Origin of the sequence: Pseudoalteromonas sp. P1-30 (assembly GCF_001400005.1) — a bacterium.
In the GTDB taxonomy this organism is placed as follows: Bacteria; Pseudomonadota; Gammaproteobacteria; order Enterobacterales; family Alteromonadaceae; genus Pseudoalteromonas; species Pseudoalteromonas atlantica.
The window spans coordinates 177388-197000 of sequence record NZ_LKBC01000001.1; the positions used below are offsets into that span (position 1 = coordinate 177388).

Sequence of the window (19613 nt, forward strand, 5' to 3'; positions counted from 1 at the left end):
TGCTTTATAAAATGTTGTTGTGTAGCAATAGGCGCCATGCGCCTATTGTAGTGTGTTTTTATGGATTCGCGATAATCACGTTATCTATGCGGTATAATGCGCCGTTGCCCATATCCCACGTAGGAAATACCATGAGCACGTTTATAGCGCTAATATCTAAGCCCGCATCAAATAGTTGCCCAATAGGGAAGGTGTATGTTTGCCACTCACCTGTAACAGGTGTTTGCCCTTCATTGCTTTGCGTTAATGCCAGCTCTACTGCGCTTGAAGCGCCAATTGATTCAATTTTAAATAACCATTGTGCATCCACGTTTGAAGGTGCTGTTATTACTTTTAAATCAAACTGTACAACGCCATTTTCTAACAGGGCTGATGCGTCAAACGATACGTCTTCATCGGCTAAAAAGCCCATTACAGTAGGTGTTGCACCAATGCTAAACTGAGCCACTGCGCCGTGCTGATCATCGTCGGTTTCTGTTGTAGGTGTTGAACCACCACAGCAATCCCATATGCTCCACTGATCGGCGACTGTATCTGTAAATACGTTTAGCTCACCAGAGGCAACGGGCGCTGCATTAGGGTTGTAAATTCTAACATTATCTACACGGTAAACCGCGCCTTCACCTGCGCCCCATGCCGGAAAAATCATAAGTACATCAATTGCACTTACATCAAGGCCTGCACCAGCGAGATCTGATAATTTAAATGTATAAGTTTGCCACTCGCCAGTTACTGGCGCTACACCTTCAACACTTTGCGTTAGTTCAAGTTCTGCAAATGAAGTTGCACCATTTGCCTCTACTTTAAATAACCACGCAGTTGAAGGGTCGCTTGGGGTAGATGTTACTTTTAAGTCAAACTGAATAACGCCTTCATCTAAAATGCTGCTTGCATCAAATGACTCACCTGCACCACCTACTTCAACACGGCTGTTAAAGCCCATTACTGTAGGCTCTGCACCAATACTAAATTCAGCGGTTACACCGTGCGCTTCATCATCTAACACTTCGATAGGTGTTGAGCCACCACAGCAATCCCACATTGGCCATGCTAGGTTTTGCTCATCTTCAAAAATAGTTAGCTCTGGTGATGCGCCTAGGTTGTCTTGTGTAATTTCAACGTCGTCAATTAAAAAGGTTGCGCCTTCGCCCGTGCCCCACTCAGGAAATACCATAAGTACGTCAATTGCGCTGATATCTAAATCTAAGTCAGCAAGGTCAGAAAGTAAAAACGTATAGGTTTGCCACTCACCTACTACAGGTGCTTGGCCTTCAACGCTACTTGTAAGCGGCATATCAGCATCGGTTGAGGCTTCTGTGCTTTCAAGTTTTACAAACCAAGGTGTGTCTGGCACGCTTGGTGCGCTGGTTACTTTCATTTTAAAGCGTACGTAGCCTTCTTCTAGCATAGGTGATGCATCAAAAGGCGTTGCAGCGCCGTTTTCGTCAGTAATAAATGCATCGCGGCTAATAAAACCAACCACTGTAGGCTCGCTGCCTATTGTAAATTCAACAACGTCGCCTTGCTCTTCATCACTTACAATTGCAGGTGTAGAGCCACCACAACAATCCCATGCTGGCCAGTTAGGGTTAAAGCTGTCGCCAAAAATAGTTAACGGTGTAGCAATACCTGTAGATGGCGGGCTAGGAATAGGCGCTTCGCCCTCTAGCAGGGCATCGTCTAGGCTATCGTAACCTGGGCGAATAGTTTCACACCCTTTGCCGGTATCTGGGTTTGATGCACATTGATAAACACGTACGTAATCAATTGCAAACGTTTGGCCGTTTTCAAATGCGCTGGCATCTACGCCTAACTCATTTACGTTTTCAGGCCAATCTCCGCCTACTGCTAAATTTAACAGTAAGTGAAAGTCTTTATCGTAAGGAGCGCTATCCCAATGAGTTTCTAGCTCGCCAGAACCTTGTTCAAAATACTCTGCAAACCAACCGCGATGTTTCAAACCTGCTGCTTCGCCTTTGGAATTATATAATACTTCTGATTGGCGCTGTGTGGCATATAGGTAGCCATCAACGTACCAGCGTATTTCACCTTCTTGCCACTCTACTGCGTAAGTATGAAAATCATCTGCTGGGTTGCTATCTTCAGGAAATTTGTACTCTTGGCCTGTGTAGCTGTTATCTGGCCAAGCGCGGCCGTAATGCAATGTGCCATGAATGCTTGATTCAACACCGCCATCTTCGTCAGCGGTTTTTAGGTTTACTGATTCTAAAACATCAATTTCGCCTGAGCGTGGCCATGTACCGTATTCTTCATCGGTTGGTAGCATCCAAAACGCAGGCCAGCTGCCTTGCCCCGAAGGGAGCTTTGCACGTACTTCAAAGCGGCCATAAGTAAAGTCAGCATTGTAACGGGTATTTAAACGCGCAGAAGTGTAGGGCTTTTCAGCGCCTTCTGTTGCGGGTAGGGCAACAATGTTTAACACACCGTCTTGTATAAAGGCGTTTTCTTCGTTATCGGTGTAACATTGTTTTTCGTTGTTACCACCGCCATCGCAGTTTAATTCAAAGTTCCACTTATTAGTATCAATGGCTGAGTCTTCAAACTCGTCGCTCCATACTAGTTGCCAATCTGAAACTGGCTCAGAAGCGTCGATATTTTCAAAATTAGATGTTGTGGCTGAGTCGCCACCACAGCCAGCTAAAGACGCTAACGAAATAGCAGCCAGTAAGCGAGCAATGTGTGTTTTTTCAATGTTCATAGCTGAACCCCGGTTTCACAGATTGTTGTCAGAATGTGTGTTTAAACTTATTAAAAAGAACCATATTTATTTTTGTAAGCGCTTACATTTATCATGTTTTTTTGTAAGCGCTTACAAATAATATTGCGCACTACGTAAATGGTCAACATATTTGTGTGTTTTATTTACATTTAGTTTACGGTAAGACCAGTTTACCAATTGGAGTTATTAACTAAATCGCTAATAAATTTAACAGCTTACATTATTTGTAATGTTGCATTTTTAATACATCTATTAATATTTTACTTAAGCGGTAAATATTAAAGTGACCTGTAGCAATTACGTTTAGCGCTAATTGCGATGATTTACCCGTATTAGACTAACTATATGGCGTGTAATTTTGCTTTTTTACAAAAACGAAAGTTAAAAACAAAGTGAAAGTGGTATAGCATTCAATAGGTTAGTAAACCCTTTAAAGTGCTTAACTTGTTAAGGCTAAATTTTAGCGGGTAAGGCTTTGGCGGGGTTTAATAAGGTAAATGTGTAAATTTAAATACGCATTTACCCCTTAATTTATTGTTTATTTTAAGAGTATTATAGCCGCTTGAAATGGCAGCTTATTTACGTTTAAACGGCATAATTAGCAAGCCCCACAGCGAGGCGTTTTGCTGCGGGTTAGGGTATTCTTTTAAGCCTATATCTATGTCGTTATCGGCTTTTTGCGCTTCATTTTTGTAACTACCAAACAGTTTATCCCACCAAATAACGCTAAATCCATAGTTTGAATTGGTTTCGCTCACGCGCTGGCTATGATGAATACGGTGCAGTATTTGGGTCATTAATATGAGTCGAAGTGGTTTTTCTATTGCATTGGGTAAACGTATATTGGCGTGGTTAAACAGCGCTAATCCATTAAGTGCTATTTCAAATATTAATACTGCAATAGCAGGTACGCCCAAAGCGGTAACGGCAATCAATTTTATAAGTATGCTGAGTACAATTTCGATAGGGTGAAAACGCAAACCTGTGCTGGTATCTACATGGGTATCGGCGTGGTGCACACGGTGCAAACGCCACAAAATAGGCACTTGATGAAAAAGCCGGTGCTGCCAATAAATAACTATATCAAGCAGTAATATGCTTAAAATAATAGCAACACTACTTGGTGTGGCTATTTGATTAAATAAACCGATACCGTGCTCTTGTGTATAAAGCGCTACGGCGGTTAAGCCTATTGGCACACTTAAGCGAGCAATTACAGAGGCAGCAAACACCAGTCCAAAATTGGCCAACCACCGGGTGGTACTTTTTATCGGCGATTTACGGGCAGGCATACGCGACTCTAGCAGCATCATAATAACCAAAATGCTAAAAAAGAACCCTAATCGCCACCAAATTTCATTACTCATTGGTTTGTTTAACCTCATCAGCTTCTTGGCGTTTAAGCGTGTTATAACCACCATGTATACGTGTAAAAATAGTAATAGCGCACGCAGTGGCAAAAATACTCGCCATTAGGGCAAAGTGCTGCGGCCAAATACAAAAGGCAATAAACAGCGCGATGGTTTCTGTGCCTTCGGTTAAACCATTTAAATAGTAAAAGCTTTTGTATTTAAACTGGGGTTTTTCGAGCTTAAATTTTTCGGCGGCTATGGCAAAGGCTAAAAAGCTTGAGCCAGTGCCTATAAAGGTGGCCAGTAATATGCTACCTGCAATGGCGTTTTGCTCGGGGTTTGCCAAAATAAAGCCAAGCGGAATTGCCGCATAAAATAAAAAGTCGAGAGTAATATCTAAAAAGCCGCCAGCGCTTGAACTTAAATTTGCATGACGTGCCAATGCGCCATCTAGCCCATCTAAAATACGATTTAAAGCAATAGCCGTTAACGCTGCGTACCACATTTCATACGCAATTAATGGCACAGCTAATAGGCCTATTAAAAAGCCTGCCACAGTAAGTTGGTCGGGCGTTATACCGCGCTTGTGCATTAACGCTACAACGGGGGTTAACAGTGGCTTTATTACTGGGGTGATGTATTTGTCTAACATGCTTGGTGCCTTGTACTTTTTGTGCGTTTATTTGGCTAAATTTAAGGTGATCAGCTTACCATTTGCGGCCTCTGCATCGCTATGATCGTGGGTTACCATAATAGCGGGCAATTTATGCTCGCGTATTTGGCTAAATACTAGCTCGCGCGTATCTACTCTTAATTGGGTATCGAGCTTGCTAAAGGGCTCATCAAGTAAAATGGCTTTTGGCTCGCTCAATAGCATACGCAATAAAGCAACGCGGGCTTGTTGCCCACCAGAGAGGTTGTCGGGGTGGCGATTAGCCATGCCTTTTAATCCAATTTGTTCAAGGGCGTGCTCTATTTTTTCAAGGCGCTGTTTTTTATTGCCTTTAGGCATAGCAAAGGCAATGTTACCGCTTACCGATAAATGCGAAAATAATAACGCATCTTGATAAAGCACGCCTATGTGGCGTAAATGTGCGGGCAAGTTATTAATATTTTCGCCGTTAAGCCACACTTCGCCGTTTGCGCTAAAACCACCGGGTAATGTGCCGGTAAGCCAATTTAATAAACTTGATTTACCACTGCCTGATGGCCCCATAACAGTGAGTATTTCGCCGCCTTTTACCTGCTCGTTTAAGCTAAGTAATTGCTGGTTTTGACGATAAAGCTCACAATTTTTAATCTCTAAAGATGACTGCATTAAAAACCTTTTAATTTATGGGTTAGCGATGGGCGCTTTTAAAAAAGTACTTAGGTAACACCCACGCTAGTATAAAGCCAATGAGTGGCAATGCCATTTGCATAATGGCATACACCGCACTGGTCCGCCTACTTGCGCCATTAGCAAGGGTAACCGCTTCGGTTGTTATGGTTGCTATGCGCCCGCCACCGGCTAAAAGCGTGGGGAGGTATTGGCCAAAGCTAATGGCTAAACCAAGTGCCGCCGCAATTAAAATAGGAGCAAATAACTGGGGTAGTTTTACTTGTAAAAACACTTTGCAGGGCGTTGCGCCAAGGCTTGCTGCTACATGAGCAAAGCGAGGGTCTAAGCGCCTGTAACTGCTCGAAAGTGATAAAAACACATACGGTAGTACAAACAATAAATGGGTAAATGCCACATTAAAAAACGCGGCCTGGTTATTTACTAGTTGTTGCAGCCACACTAGGCCAAATAAAAACGCAATACTTGGTACAAGCAGCGGTAAATAAATAATTAAGCTGGTAAAGCGCGACATGGGTTTGGCACTTAATTGCTCTGACTCTAAGCACAAAAGGGTAATAATAATGGCAAATAACGTTGTTACTAACCCTATCGCAAGGGTATTAAAAAGCGGGCTTTGCATTTGCATTAGCACACTTTTAAAGTGAAGTAGCGTGAGCTGCTCGGGCAGTGCCGCCGGAAAACGCCAAAACCCCGCAACCGACCACATAATTAAGCCAATTAACGAGAGCAAAATAAAGCCAATCACAAATACTGTTAATACGGTTGTTATTTTTTGCCAATACACACCGCCATATTCTCGCTCACCATTGGTGAGTAAATCACTAAATAATGCTTTTATCGCTTTTTCGCCGCCAAGCCAAAGAGCTAGTAAACCGCCAGTAAGGACAAGCTGTAATAGTGCCCCTGCAGAGGCTTTAATACGCAGGTTTAAATCTACATCGTTAAACCAGTGCATGATAGCTACAGCCAATGTGGGAGGTGTATTTGGCCCAAGAATAAGTGGCATTTCTACACTTGCACTGGCATAAGCCAATACGGCTAAAATGGGTAGGCGCAGCAATGGGTAAAGGCTTGGTAATACTACTTTAAAAAAAGCCGTCATAGGGCAGTAGCCTAAATTAAGCGCTACTTTATGTTGTTGGCGCAGTTTTTTGCCAAGCTCAGGTTGGGCAAGCACACCTAGCGCCATTAACAGTAAAAAAGGCAGCTCTTTAAGGGTTAAGCCTAAAATTATACTAATTCCAAACGCGTCATGCGGAAACATGCCGTTAGGCGCAAGTTCCCACCCACTAAACCAAGGCGATACTAAGCGCGAGATCATTCCCGAAGGCGCAATTAAAAAACCAACAGCTATAGCCGCTGCCGCGTGGGGAATTACCAGTATGGGACTCAATAAACGCTGAATACGGTTAAGCCACGGGCTATTAAAAAATGCCGCTAAAATCATTAATGTAATGGTAAAGGCTAGTAAGGTACTTATTAATCCGCTGCCAACACTAAGCATAACCATGTGTGTTAGGCCGGGTGTTTGCATGAGCATAGTAAAGCCATGTAGGCCAAGTGTTGTATGCTCAAGTACCGGCGCATAGCCAAAAGCGGGCAATAGCACGCTAATTAGGCCGCCTATTACAGGTAAAATAAGCAATGCCAGTAAAAATCGTGGGCTTAATGTAACTAATTTACTAAACATATCGGCGCTTTTATGTGGTTTAAGCGTTGGGCTTGCTGCTAACTTATTTGAAACAACACTCATTGGCTTACTCCAAAACGCGCTTGCCAGCCTTGCATAATAGCGTTTACCCAGCTTGGGTGTGGCTCACTTAGCGTGCGTTTAATACTATTTAAAGGCAGGGCACTTGGATGCGGTTGCGTTGTTTTAAATAAAGCTTGTTGCTGTGGTGTTAGCGTTGATTGAATAAGTACACTTTTATCGCCCCATATAGGTGCTTTTTGTTTTTGAGCTTGCGCTTCTGGGCTTAATAAAAAATTAGCCACTAACTGCGCACTTTGCTGGTGGCTTGCATTATAAGGTATGGCTACAAAGTGGGTGTTACTTAAACTGCCATCTTGCATGGCATAACTGCGAATGCTTTTTGGTAAATCATAGCGTTTAACGGCGGCGGGTACTTCGGGTGCTGAAAACGTAAACGCTATGCTTAGCTCTGTGTCGCCTACTAAACGGCGCATTTGTGCGCCACTTTGCATAAAGTGTTTACCGCCGCGCCAAAGTGTTGGGTGCAGTTTATTTAAAAAGTCCCATAATGGGTTTAATACTTGGGCTGTGTTTTGTGCAGTAGCTGGCTGATTTAACTGTGCTTTAAGTGTTTCATCACTTTGTTGATGTAGCATAACAAGCGCGTATTTTAAAAAGCTCATGCCTAAAAAGTCAGGCGGCTTTGGGTAGCTAAAGCGCCCTGGATTTTGTGCGCTCCAGCTAAGTAATTGGTTTAGGGTTGTTGGTAGTGTGTTATTTGCAGTGCCGTCGATTGCTAAACTGTCGTAGTAAAAGGTGAGCGATGCTTGGCCCCAAGGTGCTTCCATCCCGTTGGTGGGTATTCCAAAATCAAAATTAACAGCGGGGTTATTGCTAGGGTCGGTGTAGCTAAAATTAGGCAGCTTATTAGCCCATTGTTTAAGTAATAATGAGTGCTCGCTCATGGTGGCAAAGTTAGCACCGTTTATCCAAATTAAATCTACGCTGCCTTTATCGTTATTGTTTGCTGATTTTTCGGCAAGTACCCGGCTAACGGCTTCGCTGGTATCACTGAGTTTTACATGGACTAAGTTAATGTTGTATTTAGCTTTTACTTGCTGCGCAGCCCATTGAATATATGCATTTATTTGCGCATCGCCGCCCCACGCATAAAAATATACGCTTTGGTTTTTACCTAAGCTTTCTATTTGTTGCCAACGGCTTTGTAGTTGTGTACTTGCTAGGCTTTTAAAGCTAATAACAAGGCAAATGCAAAACGCGACACAGCAAAAGCTGTATCGCGATAATGTTTGCCAACATTTATTGGCGAGCATTTAAATCCCAGTTGTAGTCTAAAAACTTAACTTTCATGTTGTTATTTTTAAGCGCTTTTTGCTGAGCGGGTACCAGTTTTAGTGCTTTAGGGTATTGCAAAAAAAACTGCTGCAGCGTATTTGTACCTTTAAAGCCTTGTTCAAAGTCATCACCGTACCACTTAAATATTGAAGACACACTTAGCGTGTTACCTTGCGCTATATTGCGGGTTGTATCTGATAAAAAACGCACCGTTTGCGCTTGCAATTGGCTTTCTAAATCAGTGGCTGTGTAGGCTTCTTCACGTAGGGCTGGGCAGCCAATACTTGCGCAATTTACAGCAAAGTGAATACGTGGGTCGTTGTATTTACCACTGCCACGTATTAAACCATGTTCTATATCATCAAGGCTGCGCGTTTTACCAAGTAATGGCACAAACTCTTTGCTCCATGGTGAGCTAAAAAAGCTGCCTAAATCTTTAATTGATTTAAGGTTTGGGTATTTTGTTAATATAAGCTCAACAGTAAAGGCGTTATATGCGTTGATTAAAAACGCCAGCTGCTTTGGTTTTTCCCATGTATCAAACTCATTTTGCGTAACAGCCGATAGCGATTCTAAATAGGTTTTAAGCTCGCTGTGCTTAGCTTTAATTGCTGCGTAATCAACCTCTGTGCTGTGGCCATGATTAATAGCTACAACATGGTTGTTTAATAATGCGTTCCAGCCCTCGTGCATGTTTTGAGCTTGGGCCGAAAATGACGTTGCAAACGATGTTGCAAGTAAAGCAGACCCTAACAATAGCGCTTTTAAAGGTGTTTTAAACATATTAGCCTCTGCGCCATGTGTGGTATTTTTCAAGCATGTTAAGTACTTTTTCAGGTGCGTGAGCGCGTTTCCACTCACCCGCTGCGTACTTGTTACCTTCAGCCCAAGTAGGGTAGCTGTGAATAGTGCCCAGTATTTTGTTAAGGCCTAACCCGTGTTTCATTGCCAGTACAAACTCAGCAATTAAATCGCCAGCGTGCTCAGACACCACAGTAACACCGAGTATTTTGTCTTTGCCTTTTGGTGTAATTACTTTAATAAAGCCTTTGGTGGCGCTATCGGTAATGGCGCGGTCTAGCTCTTCAAATTCAAAGCGAGTGATTTCGTAGTCTATGCCTTTATCAATAGCGTCTTGCTCGTTTAAACCAACACGTGCTACTTCTGGGTCAATAAACGTAGTCCACGGAATAACACGGTAATCTACTTTAAACTTTTTAAGATTACCAAATAAGCCATTTACTGCTGCGTACCAGCCCTGATGAGCGGCTACGTGCGTAAACTGATACGGACCTACAATATCGCCAGCGGCAAAAATGTTAGGGTAAAGCGTTTCTAGGTATTCGTTAGTGACTACAGTACGGTTAGTTTCTATGCCAAGCTCCTCAAGGCCGTAACCTTTAAGGCGAGCGCTTCGGCCCACAGCACATAGTAGTTCATCGTATTCAATATCGATTTCGGTATCGTTATGTTTTACCACAATGAATTTTTTACCGTCGCGCTCTTCACAGCGCAGTGCCTGATGCGATGTTAAAATGTTTACGCCGCTCTCAATAAGCGCTTCGTGAGCAAAGGTAGACACTTCTAGGTCTTCTTTGATCATAATACGCTCAGCCATTTCAATTTGCGTAACATTTGAGCCTAAGCGTGCAAAGCTTTGTGCAAGTTCACTACCAATTGGACCACCGCCAAGTACAACAAGCTTTTTAGGGGCTTCTTCAAGCTCAGCAAATTTAGTCCATAATGTATCGCTTGTTACATAGCCAGTTTCTTCAATACCAGGAAGTGGAGGTACAAATGGGCGTGCGCCAGTGGCAATAACAATAGTACGGGCGGTTAACGTTTGCGTGCCACCGTCGTTAAGCTTAATTTCTACAGTCCACGGGTCTAATAATTTACCGTAGCCTTTAACTACATCTACGCCTAGGTTTGTGTAGCGCTCAACGCTATCGTGCGGTGCGATGTCGGCAATTACTTTATGTACTCGTGCCATTACTTTTTTAAACGAAAACTGCGGTGCCATGTTTTCAAGGCCGTAATGTTCACCGTGGCGAATTTGCTCAGCAATTTTAGCGCTTTTAATAACAGCTTTACTTGGCACACACCCGTAGTTTAAACAGTCGCCACCCATTTCGCCGGCTTCAATTAGGGTTACTTTGGCTTTAACCGCTGCTGCAATGTAGCTTGTTACTAAGCCGCCAGCACCTGCGCCAATAACAATCATGTTACGGTCAAACTTTTTAGGTTTAGTGTAGTTTTTGTATACGCGACGTTTTTTAAAGACGTTTAAGATTCCTTTAGCAATAAAAGGGAACACACCCAATAAAGCGAACGATAAAATAAGATCGAGCGATAAAATGCCTGATAAGCTCTCAATTTGAGCAAGTTGCGTACCTGCGTTTACAAATACAAATGTACCCGCCAGCATGCCTATTTGGCTTACCCAGTAAAAGGTCCATGCTTTAATGGCGGTAACACCCATCAATAAGTTAATTAAAAAGAACGGAAATACTGGCACTAGCCTAAGTGTAAATAAGTAAAAGCCACCTTCTTTTTCAACGCCCGCGTCAATAGCGTCTAAGCGCTCAGGAAAACGTTGTTTAATTGTATCGCGCAATAAGTAACGCGATACTAAAAAGGCAAGCGTAGCACCTACCGTAGAGGCAAACGAGGCAACCAATAAGCCTTCAACTAAGCCAAATAACGCACCTGCGGCCAGTGTTAATATTGCTGCACCCGGTAAAGAGAGAGCCGTTACCACTACGTATAATAAAAAGAAGCCACCAAAAACCAATAATGGCGATTGCTCTTTATATTGGCTAAATTGATCCATCGAGCCTTTTAAGCCTTCAAGCGTAAGTAACTGGTGTAAATTAAAGTGAAAGAACAAGCCTATAGCCGCTGCTGCAATCAATACCAAAAATAGTTTTTTAATCATGTTCTCTCAACCGCTCTTAAAAATTATGGGTTAGTGTTAATTTTGCGTTTATTGGCAGTTCTGGAAATGCCAATGTTGCGCCAAAGTAACCCCCTTCAAATACTGGGCGCCAGTTTTTTTGATTAGTGACATTGTTTACATCTAATCGCAACTTAGTCCTAGGCGTAAAAGCGTAGCTAGTATTAACGTTTAGCGTGTATTGATCACGAATTTTAACTGTTGCTAAAAAGTCTAATGGGTAACTCTTTGTATATAGACCTGAAAAACCCATTTGCCATTTCGAATTAATTGAATAATTTCCGTTAAAACTGAACGACTGCTCAGGAATGCCCTGAACTTGGCGGTTTGAAGGTGCAAACGCGGTAAAACTTGGTGCGCCAACGCCGGTTCCTGCAATAATATCTGGGCGTGAATTGTCAAACACATCGATTACTTGAGCAGAATCTTGACTGCTTGCAGAATTGTCGTAACGAGCGTCTATGTAGCTGTAACCCGCACTTAGCCAATAAGGGTAGGCATCGTAAAATACTTGGCTTTCAAAACCTGTAGTACGAATACCTGTATTGCTGCCGTCGCGATTACGTAAACTACGGCGCTGGCTAAATACCGCGCCATCAGCGTACCAGTCGCTATCGGTTGGAGCGTACTTTAAGCCAAACTCGACTAAGGTGTTTTCGGTAGCAAAATTTTGTGCGCTAATCGTGTTATCGCCACCAAGCGATGTGCCGCCAGCCATACTGTTTGATGTTGCTTCGTTATAACTTGCTGCACCATAGGTGGTGTAATCACTATTTAATTTGTAATTAAAGCTAACTTGGCCAGAATGCAGTATTTCGTTAATGCTGTCGCTTGCGGCAACTTGACCTTGTGGTGCAATAGGGTCGTTTGCTTCTACATCGTAAAAATCAATGCGGTAACCCACACTGGTATGAAGCTTATCACCCCAATCTGAGTCTTGCTGAATAGCAAGCCCTGTTTGCCATGAACGTGAGTCGGTGGTGTCTGATAAGTTAAAGTCGCCGCTGCCATCGTTATCTAAATCGTATTGACCACCAGGCGATACAAATACACCTGGGCTTAGCTCTACTAAACGTGCTTTTTGTGCATCGGTTAAGGGAATGCGGCGGTTTGAAAGTGGGCCAGTTAAATCAATTGGTAAATCGGCCTCGGTAGTAAATTGGCTGTAGCCAAGTACTTTGTTATAGCGTACGTCAAAAGCAAAAATTGTTTGCTGGTCACTATTCCAACGGTAGATAAGCTCAGTGCGGTTTTGCGCTGTATCGGCGCCGTCTATAATTTCTACAAAGCTGTTTTGGGCTATTTCTTCACGCTGTAAATGCTGAAAATACGTAATGTTTTTAAGCGAGGCATTAGCACTTAGCTCGCGCTTATAAATGCTGTGAATTAAATAAGTGGTTGCTTCGTTTTGGTTATCAGGGTCGGTAAGTACGGTGCTGCGATCTATTTTTACTTGCCCAGTAGGCGATACAATAGAACCCGCTGCAGGTACGGTGCTGCCATTGGCTTGCACGCCTTGGCCGGTAATATAAAGGCCATCATCAATTAAGGCTTGGGTAGGGCGGTTAATACCTGCGTTATCGGTAAATTCAACGTGGTATAGCTCAAAGTTAATATCCCAACTGCTTTTATCATCGGGCAATATGCGTAGTGCTGCAAATAAACTGTCGCTTTTAGTACCTGAGTAATCGTAGTAACTGCCTTCATCGAGGTGCTCGTAACTTACTCTTAGGCCCACTTTATCTTTTATAATGGGGGCAGTGTAATCTACTTGCGCACTGTATTGATCCCATCGCCCCGCTGAGAGCTTAACTTTACCTTTACTTTCATCTGTAGAGGCAGTCTTTGAGTGTAAATTTACAAAACCACCGTTACGTTGGCTTGAGCCAAATAAAACCGGCGGTGCGCCTTTTACTACGTCTATTTGTTCTATAGAGTTGAACGATAACGGCACGCCAAAGCCATTATTACCTGCTTGGCGGCGTGTACCATCTTGAAAAAGCTCACCCAGTTGGCCACGAATAGTAGGTAAGCTGGGTGCACCAAAGCCACTTGCAGAGTATGTGTTTGGGCTTACGGCTAGTACGTCTTGTAGGGTAGTAATATTTAGTTGCTCTATTAACTCGCTTGAAATAGGCGTTACTGAGCGTGCTATGTCTTGCAGTGCAAGGTTGTCGCCGAAGGGGCCGTTAATAGTGGCATCTTTTACAGAAAGCCCTTGAGATTTAATCGTTTGGCCTGCTACTTCAATACGTTCAATTGAGTCGGTATTAGCTGCAGATTGTGCCGCATGAGCATAAAAATTAGGTGTGAGTGAAGCGGCTATAAAAAGTGCCAAATATGAATGTTTCAAAAGGGTTCTCATTTTGGTTAGTGTGAATGTGGCAATAAAGACCTGCAGCTTTGTGAATAACTTTCAGTAAATATTAATTCTTTTTGTTTTTTAGAATGAAACGTTAAAAGTTTAGCACATTGCTCAAAAGCGTTATTCAGTTTTAGGCACTATGTTTTTGTTTTACAAATACTGTAGTTAGTTATTGCCATGATAAGGTCGTAATTTATAAATAGCGGTTTTATACGCAAATAAACCAAAAGCAGGGCACCAAATTTATTAAAAAATTATACATTAAGATGAAATAAAATATGTGTTGAGCGGTCTTGCTAGTTTCAACATTAAATTAATTAGTTTTAAGGAAATTTTATGACTGGTACAACAGGTACTGACTTTCAAAATCGTTTGCAGTGGTCGCTTTTTTCGCTACGCCTAGGCGTGTTTATTGTAATGATTATGTGGACGTTTGATAAGTTTGTTAACCCTGGGCATAGCGCACGAATTTTTGAGCATTTTTATGGTATTGGCGGCTCTACAGATGTGGTTGCTTATGTACTGGGGGCGTTACAGCTTATTTTAGTGTTGGCTTTCATAGCGGGTATTAAAAAGCGCCTTACTTATGGCGTTATATTTGTAATGCACGGCCTTTCTACGCTTTCATCTTATAATCAGTATATTGATGGCTTTAATAACTTATTGTTTTTTACAGCGTGGCCAATGTGGGCAGCGTGTTTTGCACTGTATGTGTTACGCGAGCAAGACGTTAAATTTACCATTAAGTAGCGCTGCAAAAAAATGGTTATAAGCCATACGGCTTATAACCAATAAGTACACAAGGGAGTGTATGGAAGTCGGTTTAATTAATAACTAATGCATGGCATCGTTATACTGTTTAGCTAGGCTTTCTTTTTGTCCTTCGGTTAGGGCTTTACCCGCTAATTGAAATACTTCATGTTCTTCTTCACTTAAATGATGATGCACTAAATGGTGCAATTTTTTAGCTGCAACTAACCAAGCAGATGAGCTCATTTCGGTGTCTTCAAGTTGTTCTATTAATTCGTCAAACATGAGTGGGTTATAAAAATAACGCTCTTCAAATTTTGCATGATCTTCTAATTCGGTTTTTAGCTCGTCCATTAGCTTGTGGCGCTTCTGCGTATCGCCGTGCGTTTGAATAAGGGCATCTACTAACTCGCGTTGTTTATCGTGGTCGTGACGTAGCGCTTCAAAAATATTCATAACTCTTTCCTTGCTGTAATTGCTTTATAAACTTTTAAAAGCAAGCGCAGTGCCAAATCTTAATGTGTTGATATAATTGATTTTAATGTACTTTTGGCTGGTTTGGATGGAGTTGCTCTGTAACTTTTACACATAAACAGCTGCAATTTTTTCAGATTAAAAGAGGTGATTGCTTTTGACGCTACATAAGCTTACATATTTTTACTGGTTGGGTATTTTATTGAGGTGGTAAAGTAGCGCATTATTTGGATACAAGCTGTACATACTTGCCTTACCTATATTTTTATAAAACTTTAGATATTAGGATAGTTTAAGGATGAACTTAAAAAGCCCCACTACAGCATTATTACTGTGCGCGTTATTAAGTGCATGTAGTACAGCCGAGCATTCTGAACGACGTGTATGCATACAAGAGGCAGAAATGACTGAGCTAAATGGCGCTAAAACAAGCTCAGAGGTTTTCAATGAATGTGTAAGCACTCAAATAAAAAAGGATGCTAAAGGCGACACTTTTTTTGATGAAGTTGGTGTGTTTTTTATTGATCTACTTGTTTTAATAGCCGCCTAAGTAAGCAAACTTACAGCTATAATTTAAAGTACAAGGGTGCGTAAAATAGGATTGAATATGAAAGCGTTTTTAATTGTATTTTCATTGTGTATTTTTTTAACTGGCTGTGCGGCAAAGCCTTATGCGGGCTCTGCACAATGTATGGAGCAAGCTGATATAGCTTATGAAACCAATATACATAAAAATGAGCCGCTAAATAATGAATGCAAAGCTACAAAAGTAAATACGCCTAATAAAGAGTTTGAGAATCATAGTATTGTTGATAGAAGTCTTTTACAGCTAATTGTTAGTTTTTTAAACGGTATATTTAGATAATTAAAATACAATTAAATAAGGTATGTATGCAGGAAGAACTAAAAGCAAAAATTATAGCTTTGTGCGATAAAAAAATAGCAGCCAAAGGCGAAAACGTAGGCCTTTCTTTTTACGCTTTTTTTGCAAATAAAAACGACAATCCAGAGCTGCTTATGCAAGCCGCTACGTGGTGGATACACACCCACAAGTTAGATCACTTTGAAAAAGCGATAAAAATAAAAAAAATGATTATTGAAGGTGACTAATAACGTATATTTACGCGATTGCTATTTGGTTTCTGCCATTTTCTTTTGCTTTATAGAGTTGTTGATCTGCACGTTTAATTAGCTCGCTAAGTGAGTTGCTTTTAGCATCACTTATTGCCACGCCAGCACTAAAGGTAACGTGTGTTTTACTTGGCAATGCCTCAATATGACTGCAGTACTGCGCTAACTTATTTTCAAGATTTTCAAAAAAGTTGTTTATTTTATCCCGGTTTTGCGTTTTTAAAACAAATAGCCACTCTTCGCCGCCATAGCGCCCAAACTTATCGTTAGTACTTAGTGTGTCTTTTGCTGCTTGAGCAAATTTTATAAGTACTAAATCTCCTATATCGTGGCCAAATTTGTCGTTAATAGCTTTAAAGTAATCTAAATCGACAATAGCTATTGCTAGGCTCTGCTGGGATAAACACTCATTTGCTTTTTGCAAAATGCCACGCCGATTTAAGCTGTTAGTTAGGTAGTCGGTTAATGCTATAGCATGGTATTTTTTACGTTGGCGCATTTGGCGGTAAAATAAAAATAGCGACACGATGACTAAAATAAAGGCAATTGAGGCACTTAAGCGCCAAATTATTTTTTGCTGGTGTTCTTCTGTTGCCTGCAGTTTGTTTATGTCTTTTTCGTATTCTAGCTGTAAAATTTTGTCTTCTTTTTCTTTTACTTCAAATTTAACCTGCAAGGTTTTTATATTGGTTTCGCTGGTGGCTTCGTAGTGTTTTATTGTATAAGCAAGCTCATCTTCAATTGCTTTAAATGCATCTTCGGTAAAGTTAAGCTGGCGCTTTAATTTATAGCGTTTGCTTAAAAAATCAGCCTTATAAATGCTGCGGCTAAATTTATCTAGATTTAAAAATACTTCGTCGTTTACTTGGTTGGCTTTATTTAATAAATTTTGCTTTGTGTAGATGTCTGATAATAAAATCATTGATGCTAAATGCATGTCGTTAATGCCGGCAGAGCTTGCAAGTGCAATATTTTTGTTTGCAAGCATTAAAGCTGTATCGTAATTACCCTGCAGGTATTGAATATTTGCAATAGAATATTGAGCGAAGGCTAAACCTTTTTTCATATTAACTTTGCTAAAATAAGCCAGCGCTTTATTTAAGTATACAAGCGCGTTTTTAGGCTGACCGACCTCAAGTAATACGTTTCCTAAACTCCAATAAGCTTTAGCAGTAAATAGGCCGTCGCTTGTTTGCTCGTAGGCATCTACCGCTTTTTGGGCATAATAAATGGCTTTTTCTTTATCATCTTTGTAGAGGTAGTTGTAAGCGTCGGCAATTTTTCTAAAAAAGTAGCCCTGCGAGGCTATGTCTTCTTCTTTTATAGCAAGCTCTAAACCTGTTAACGCCGCACTTAGCGTTTTTTTAAGTTCGTCGGTTTCGGTGTAGTAATAGGCTATAGCCCGAAAAACAATGATTTTTTCGTTAGGAGAAAGCTGTTTTACCTGCGTTTGCAGTTGATTAGCAAGCGATTGCGCATTACTTAACTCTTTGTTAATTGCGAAAAGCTTAAGCTGAGCCTCTAAAAATAGTAGGTGGCTGTTTTTATATGTTACAAGCTCAGTACTCTTTAAATACATTAGCAAATGGGTACTTAGCGCGGTGTATTGTTCTTGTCGAAAAAGTAGCTCTGAATATAAGGCAGCCGCTTCAAGGTGCAACTGTTTATGCTTTGTCTGTTTAGTGACATTATAAGCGTGGGTTAGTTGTTTTTGGTGTAAAAGGTAATCTAGCTTGTTGGCTTTAATATCACTAAGCAGGCTTTGGATTGATTTTATATCAGATGAAGTTAGTGAAGAGCTACTGGCAAATGTAGCACTACTTGTTAGTAAAAATAACAGGAGCACAAAAAAGCGAAACCACACCATATTGATTTTTATTATTATATTGTTCGTCATTTATTTTTTACTGAATCAACACCTAAAACGATATAACTAACTATAGCATTGCTTGTAAATAACAAGTTAATACTTTATTGGGAATACACCACCACATCCCTTTGAAAACCCCATTTTCTAGTAAATAAGTATGAAAAGCATTATTAAAATAATGATGACACCTATCTAAAACTTAATTATGACACCCATCAAAACAAAATAATAATGACACCCATTATAATAGTTGTATAAAACACAAGCTCGGACTACGCTTTAGCTTAAATAATAAACAGGGTTGTGTTATGGCTATTGCTCGTAAGCGCCAAATAAGTTTGGCAGATACAAAATATTATCACTGTATTTCACGCTGTGTTCGCCGGGCATATTTGTGTGGTGAAGACCCTTTTACAGGGCAAAATTACGCGCATAGAAGAGGGTGGGTAGAGGATAAGCTTATCAGCCTTGCAAAGGTATTTTGTATAGATGTTTGTGCATACGCAGTTATGAGTAATCATACACATATAGTGTTGTATGTAGATGATAAAAAAGCTAATAGGTTAAGCGACAAAGCAATAGCAATTCGTTGGCATAAGCTTTTTAAAGGCACCGCTATCACGCATAAATTTATACGTGGTGAGAAGTTATCGGCTACCGAACATTGGTTTTTAAACGAGAGCCTAAAGCTGTATCGAGAACGCTTAAGTAGTATTAGCTGGTTTATGCGAGCATTGAACGAAAATATTGCAAGGCGAGCTAACAAAGAAGATGGCTGCACAGGGCGATTTTGGGAAGGGCGATTTAAATCTCAAGCGTTACTAGATGAAGCTGCTTTGTTGGCGTGCATGGCATATGTAGATTTAAATCCAATACGCGCCAAAGCGGCTGCCAAGCCAGAGGATTCGCACTTTACGAGCGCAAAACAACGCATAAAATCAATTGCACTTAAAAGCAACCAGGCGTTAAAAGTTAAGCAGCCAAAACAGTTATTACGCTTTGCAGGAAAGCCTAAAAAATACATGCCAAAAGGTTTACCATTCGAATTAAAAACGTATTTAGAGTTAGTTGAATTAACAGGCCGATGTATTCGCGCTGATAAAATAGGCTTTATTGCGCATTCAACACCTGAATTATTGATACGTTTGAATATAGCGGCAGAGAACTGGTTAAAACTTACAACCGAATTTGGCAATGTTTTTCATGGAGCCGTGGGGCGTGTAAGTTCATTAGGTAGTTATTGTAAACATCAAGCTATTAAGCGAAGGCCTAGCTATTCAAATAGTAAAAAATTATTAGCCTAATAAAACCGTTAAATAAATAGTATGTCACTTAGCTTTGCTGAGCTTCTACGGTGCATGAAGTTTCTAATGGCCATAAGATTATGATAAAAAGCTTTAGTATATAAACTCAAACATCTCCATTACCACTCAACATCTCAAATCAACATATAAATCCAACCAAATATTTCTTACTACATTGTTAATTTATAAATAATTAGAGTGGGTGTCTTATTTATGGATCTATTATGACTAAGAAAGGTTAAAGGAATGCCATATCTATAAATATCCTCATATATTTTGG

Annotated in this window: 16 protein-coding genes; 5 read left to right on the forward strand and 11 right to left on the reverse strand. The window is 40.8% G+C overall.

Annotated elements, in window-relative coordinates; translation table 11 throughout:
- Positions 1-58: 58 nt before the first annotated feature.
- From AN395_RS00800 to AN395_RS00840, 9 genes are all read right to left on the reverse strand, one after another.
- Complete coding sequence (locus AN395_RS00800; RefSeq protein WP_054981731.1) at positions 59-2719, reverse strand: glycoside hydrolase family 16 protein; 2661 nt, start codon at positions 2717-2719, stop codon at positions 59-61.
- A gap of 596 nt (positions 2720-3315) precedes the next feature.
- Positions 3316-4107 carry a sterol desaturase family protein gene (locus AN395_RS00805; RefSeq protein ID WP_054981732.1) on the reverse strand — a complete coding sequence of 264 codons (792 nt, stop codon included), beginning with the start codon at positions 4105-4107 and terminating at the stop codon, positions 3316-3318.
- A complete protein-coding gene (locus AN395_RS00810; RefSeq protein WP_054981733.1) occupies positions 4100-4744 on the reverse strand; it encodes a CDP-alcohol phosphatidyltransferase family protein in 645 nt (214 codons plus the stop codon). The genes AN395_RS00805 and AN395_RS00810 overlap by 8 nt, the downstream gene beginning before the upstream one ends.
- Positions 4745-4771: 27 nt before the next feature.
- Complete coding sequence (locus tag AN395_RS00815; protein ID WP_054981734.1) at positions 4772-5410, reverse strand: ATP-binding cassette domain-containing protein; 639 nt, start codon at positions 5408-5410, stop codon at positions 4772-4774.
- 22 nt (positions 5411-5432) lie between these two features.
- Positions 5433-7187: an ABC transporter permease gene (locus AN395_RS00820; RefSeq protein ID WP_054981735.1), complete on the reverse strand. Its 1755-nt coding sequence runs from the start codon at positions 7185-7187 to the stop codon at positions 5433-5435.
- Entirely contained in the window at positions 7184-8461 is a 1278-nt protein-coding gene (locus AN395_RS00825) for an ABC transporter substrate-binding protein (RefSeq protein ID WP_054981736.1), read from the reverse strand. The genes AN395_RS00820 and AN395_RS00825 overlap by 4 nt, the downstream gene beginning before the upstream one ends.
- The gene (locus AN395_RS00830; RefSeq protein ID WP_054981737.1) at positions 8448-9266 is read right to left on the reverse strand and encodes a DUF547 domain-containing protein; all 819 of its coding nucleotides are present in this window, start codon (positions 9264-9266) and stop codon (positions 8448-8450) included. Before AN395_RS00830 ends, AN395_RS00825 begins: the two co-directional genes overlap by 14 nt.
- A gap of 1 nt (position 9267) precedes the next feature.
- Positions 9268-11421, reverse strand: coding sequence for an FAD-dependent oxidoreductase (locus tag AN395_RS00835; protein WP_054981738.1), 2154 nt, complete (start codon positions 11419-11421; stop codon positions 9268-9270).
- Between the two features lie 16 nt (positions 11422-11437).
- Positions 11438-13792 (reverse strand): TonB-dependent siderophore receptor, encoded by a 2355-nt coding sequence (locus AN395_RS00840; RefSeq protein ID WP_054982099.1) that lies wholly within the window; start codon positions 13790-13792, stop codon positions 11438-11440.
- A gap of 348 nt (positions 13793-14140) precedes the next feature.
- Between AN395_RS00840 and AN395_RS00845 the strand changes: the two genes are divergently transcribed.
- On the forward strand, positions 14141-14554 hold the full coding sequence (locus AN395_RS00845; RefSeq protein ID WP_054981739.1) for a hypothetical protein: 414 nt from the start codon (positions 14141-14143) through the stop codon (positions 14552-14554).
- Positions 14555-14638: 84 nt separating this feature from the next.
- Here the strand turns inward: AN395_RS00845 and AN395_RS00850 are convergent, their stop codons facing one another.
- Positions 14639-15010, reverse strand: a complete 372-nt coding sequence (locus AN395_RS00850) for a hemerythrin domain-containing protein (protein WP_054981740.1) — start codon at positions 15008-15010, stop codon at positions 14639-14641.
- A 316-nt stretch (positions 15011-15326) separates the two neighbouring features.
- Here AN395_RS00850 and AN395_RS00855 point away from each other — a divergent pair, with 316 nt between their 5' ends.
- From AN395_RS00855 to AN395_RS00865, 3 genes are read left to right on the forward strand one after another with little or no spacing between them, the layout of a single operon-like run.
- Complete coding sequence (locus AN395_RS00855; RefSeq protein WP_054981741.1) at positions 15327-15578, forward strand: hypothetical protein; 252 nt, start codon at positions 15327-15329, stop codon at positions 15576-15578.
- 57 nt (positions 15579-15635) lie between these two features.
- Positions 15636-15893, forward strand: a complete 258-nt coding sequence (locus tag AN395_RS00860) for a hypothetical protein (protein ID WP_004589591.1) — start codon at positions 15636-15638, stop codon at positions 15891-15893.
- Positions 15894-15919: 26 nt separating this feature from the next.
- Complete coding sequence (locus AN395_RS00865; protein WP_054981742.1) at positions 15920-16138, forward strand: DUF6500 family protein; 219 nt, start codon at positions 15920-15922, stop codon at positions 16136-16138.
- A 10-nt stretch (positions 16139-16148) separates the two neighbouring features.
- On the opposite strand, the gene AN395_RS00870 is transcribed toward AN395_RS00865, so the two are convergent.
- Complete coding sequence (locus AN395_RS00870; protein WP_054981743.1) at positions 16149-18056, reverse strand: tetratricopeptide repeat-containing diguanylate cyclase; 1908 nt, start codon at positions 18054-18056, stop codon at positions 16149-16151.
- Between the two features lie 281 nt (positions 18057-18337).
- On the opposite strand from AN395_RS00870, the gene AN395_RS00875 reads away from it, so the two are divergent.
- Positions 18338-19333 (forward strand): transposase, encoded by a 996-nt coding sequence (locus AN395_RS00875; protein ID WP_054981744.1) that lies wholly within the window; start codon positions 18338-18340, stop codon positions 19331-19333.
- The last annotated feature ends 280 nt before the right edge of the window (positions 19334-19613 follow it).

Coding starts and splice junctions, on each gene's coding strand:
- AN395_RS00810 (WP_054981733.1), bottom strand. CDS start 4,744: ATGTTAGACAAATACATCACCCCAGTAATAAAGCCACTGTTAACCCCC.
- AN395_RS00825 (WP_054981736.1), bottom strand. CDS start 8,461: ATGCTCGCCAATAAATGTTGGCAAACATTATCGCGATACAGCTTTTGC.
- AN395_RS00830 (WP_054981737.1), bottom strand. CDS start 9,266: ATGTTTAAAACACCTTTAAAAGCGCTATTGTTAGGGTCTGCTTTACTT.
- AN395_RS00865 (WP_054981742.1), top strand. CDS start 15,920: ATGCAGGAAGAACTAAAAGCAAAAATTATAGCTTTGTGCGATAAAAAA.
- AN395_RS00855 (WP_054981741.1), top strand. CDS start 15,327: ATGAACTTAAAAAGCCCCACTACAGCATTATTACTGTGCGCGTTATTA.
- AN395_RS00850 (WP_054981740.1), bottom strand. CDS start 15,010: ATGAATATTTTTGAAGCGCTACGTCACGACCACGATAAACAACGCGAG.
- AN395_RS00875 (WP_054981744.1), top strand. CDS start 18,338: ATGGCTATTGCTCGTAAGCGCCAAATAAGTTTGGCAGATACAAAATAT.
- AN395_RS00805 (WP_054981732.1), bottom strand. CDS start 4,107: ATGAGTAATGAAATTTGGTGGCGATTAGGGTTCTTTTTTAGCATTTTG.
- AN395_RS00815 (WP_054981734.1), bottom strand. CDS start 5,410: ATGCAGTCATCTTTAGAGATTAAAAATTGTGAGCTTTATCGTCAAAAC.
- AN395_RS00820 (WP_054981735.1), bottom strand. CDS start 7,187: ATGAGTGTTGTTTCAAATAAGTTAGCAGCAAGCCCAACGCTTAAACCA.
- AN395_RS00800 (WP_054981731.1), bottom strand. CDS start 2,719: ATGAACATTGAAAAAACACACATTGCTCGCTTACTGGCTGCTATTTCG.
- AN395_RS00835 (WP_054981738.1), bottom strand. CDS start 11,421: ATGATTAAAAAACTATTTTTGGTATTGATTGCAGCAGCGGCTATAGGC.
- AN395_RS00860 (WP_004589591.1), top strand. CDS start 15,636: ATGAAAGCGTTTTTAATTGTATTTTCATTGTGTATTTTTTTAACTGGC.
- AN395_RS00845 (WP_054981739.1), top strand. CDS start 14,141: ATGACTGGTACAACAGGTACTGACTTTCAAAATCGTTTGCAGTGGTCG.
- AN395_RS00870 (WP_054981743.1), bottom strand. CDS start 18,056: ATGACGAACAATATAATAATAAAAATCAATATGGTGTGGTTTCGCTTT.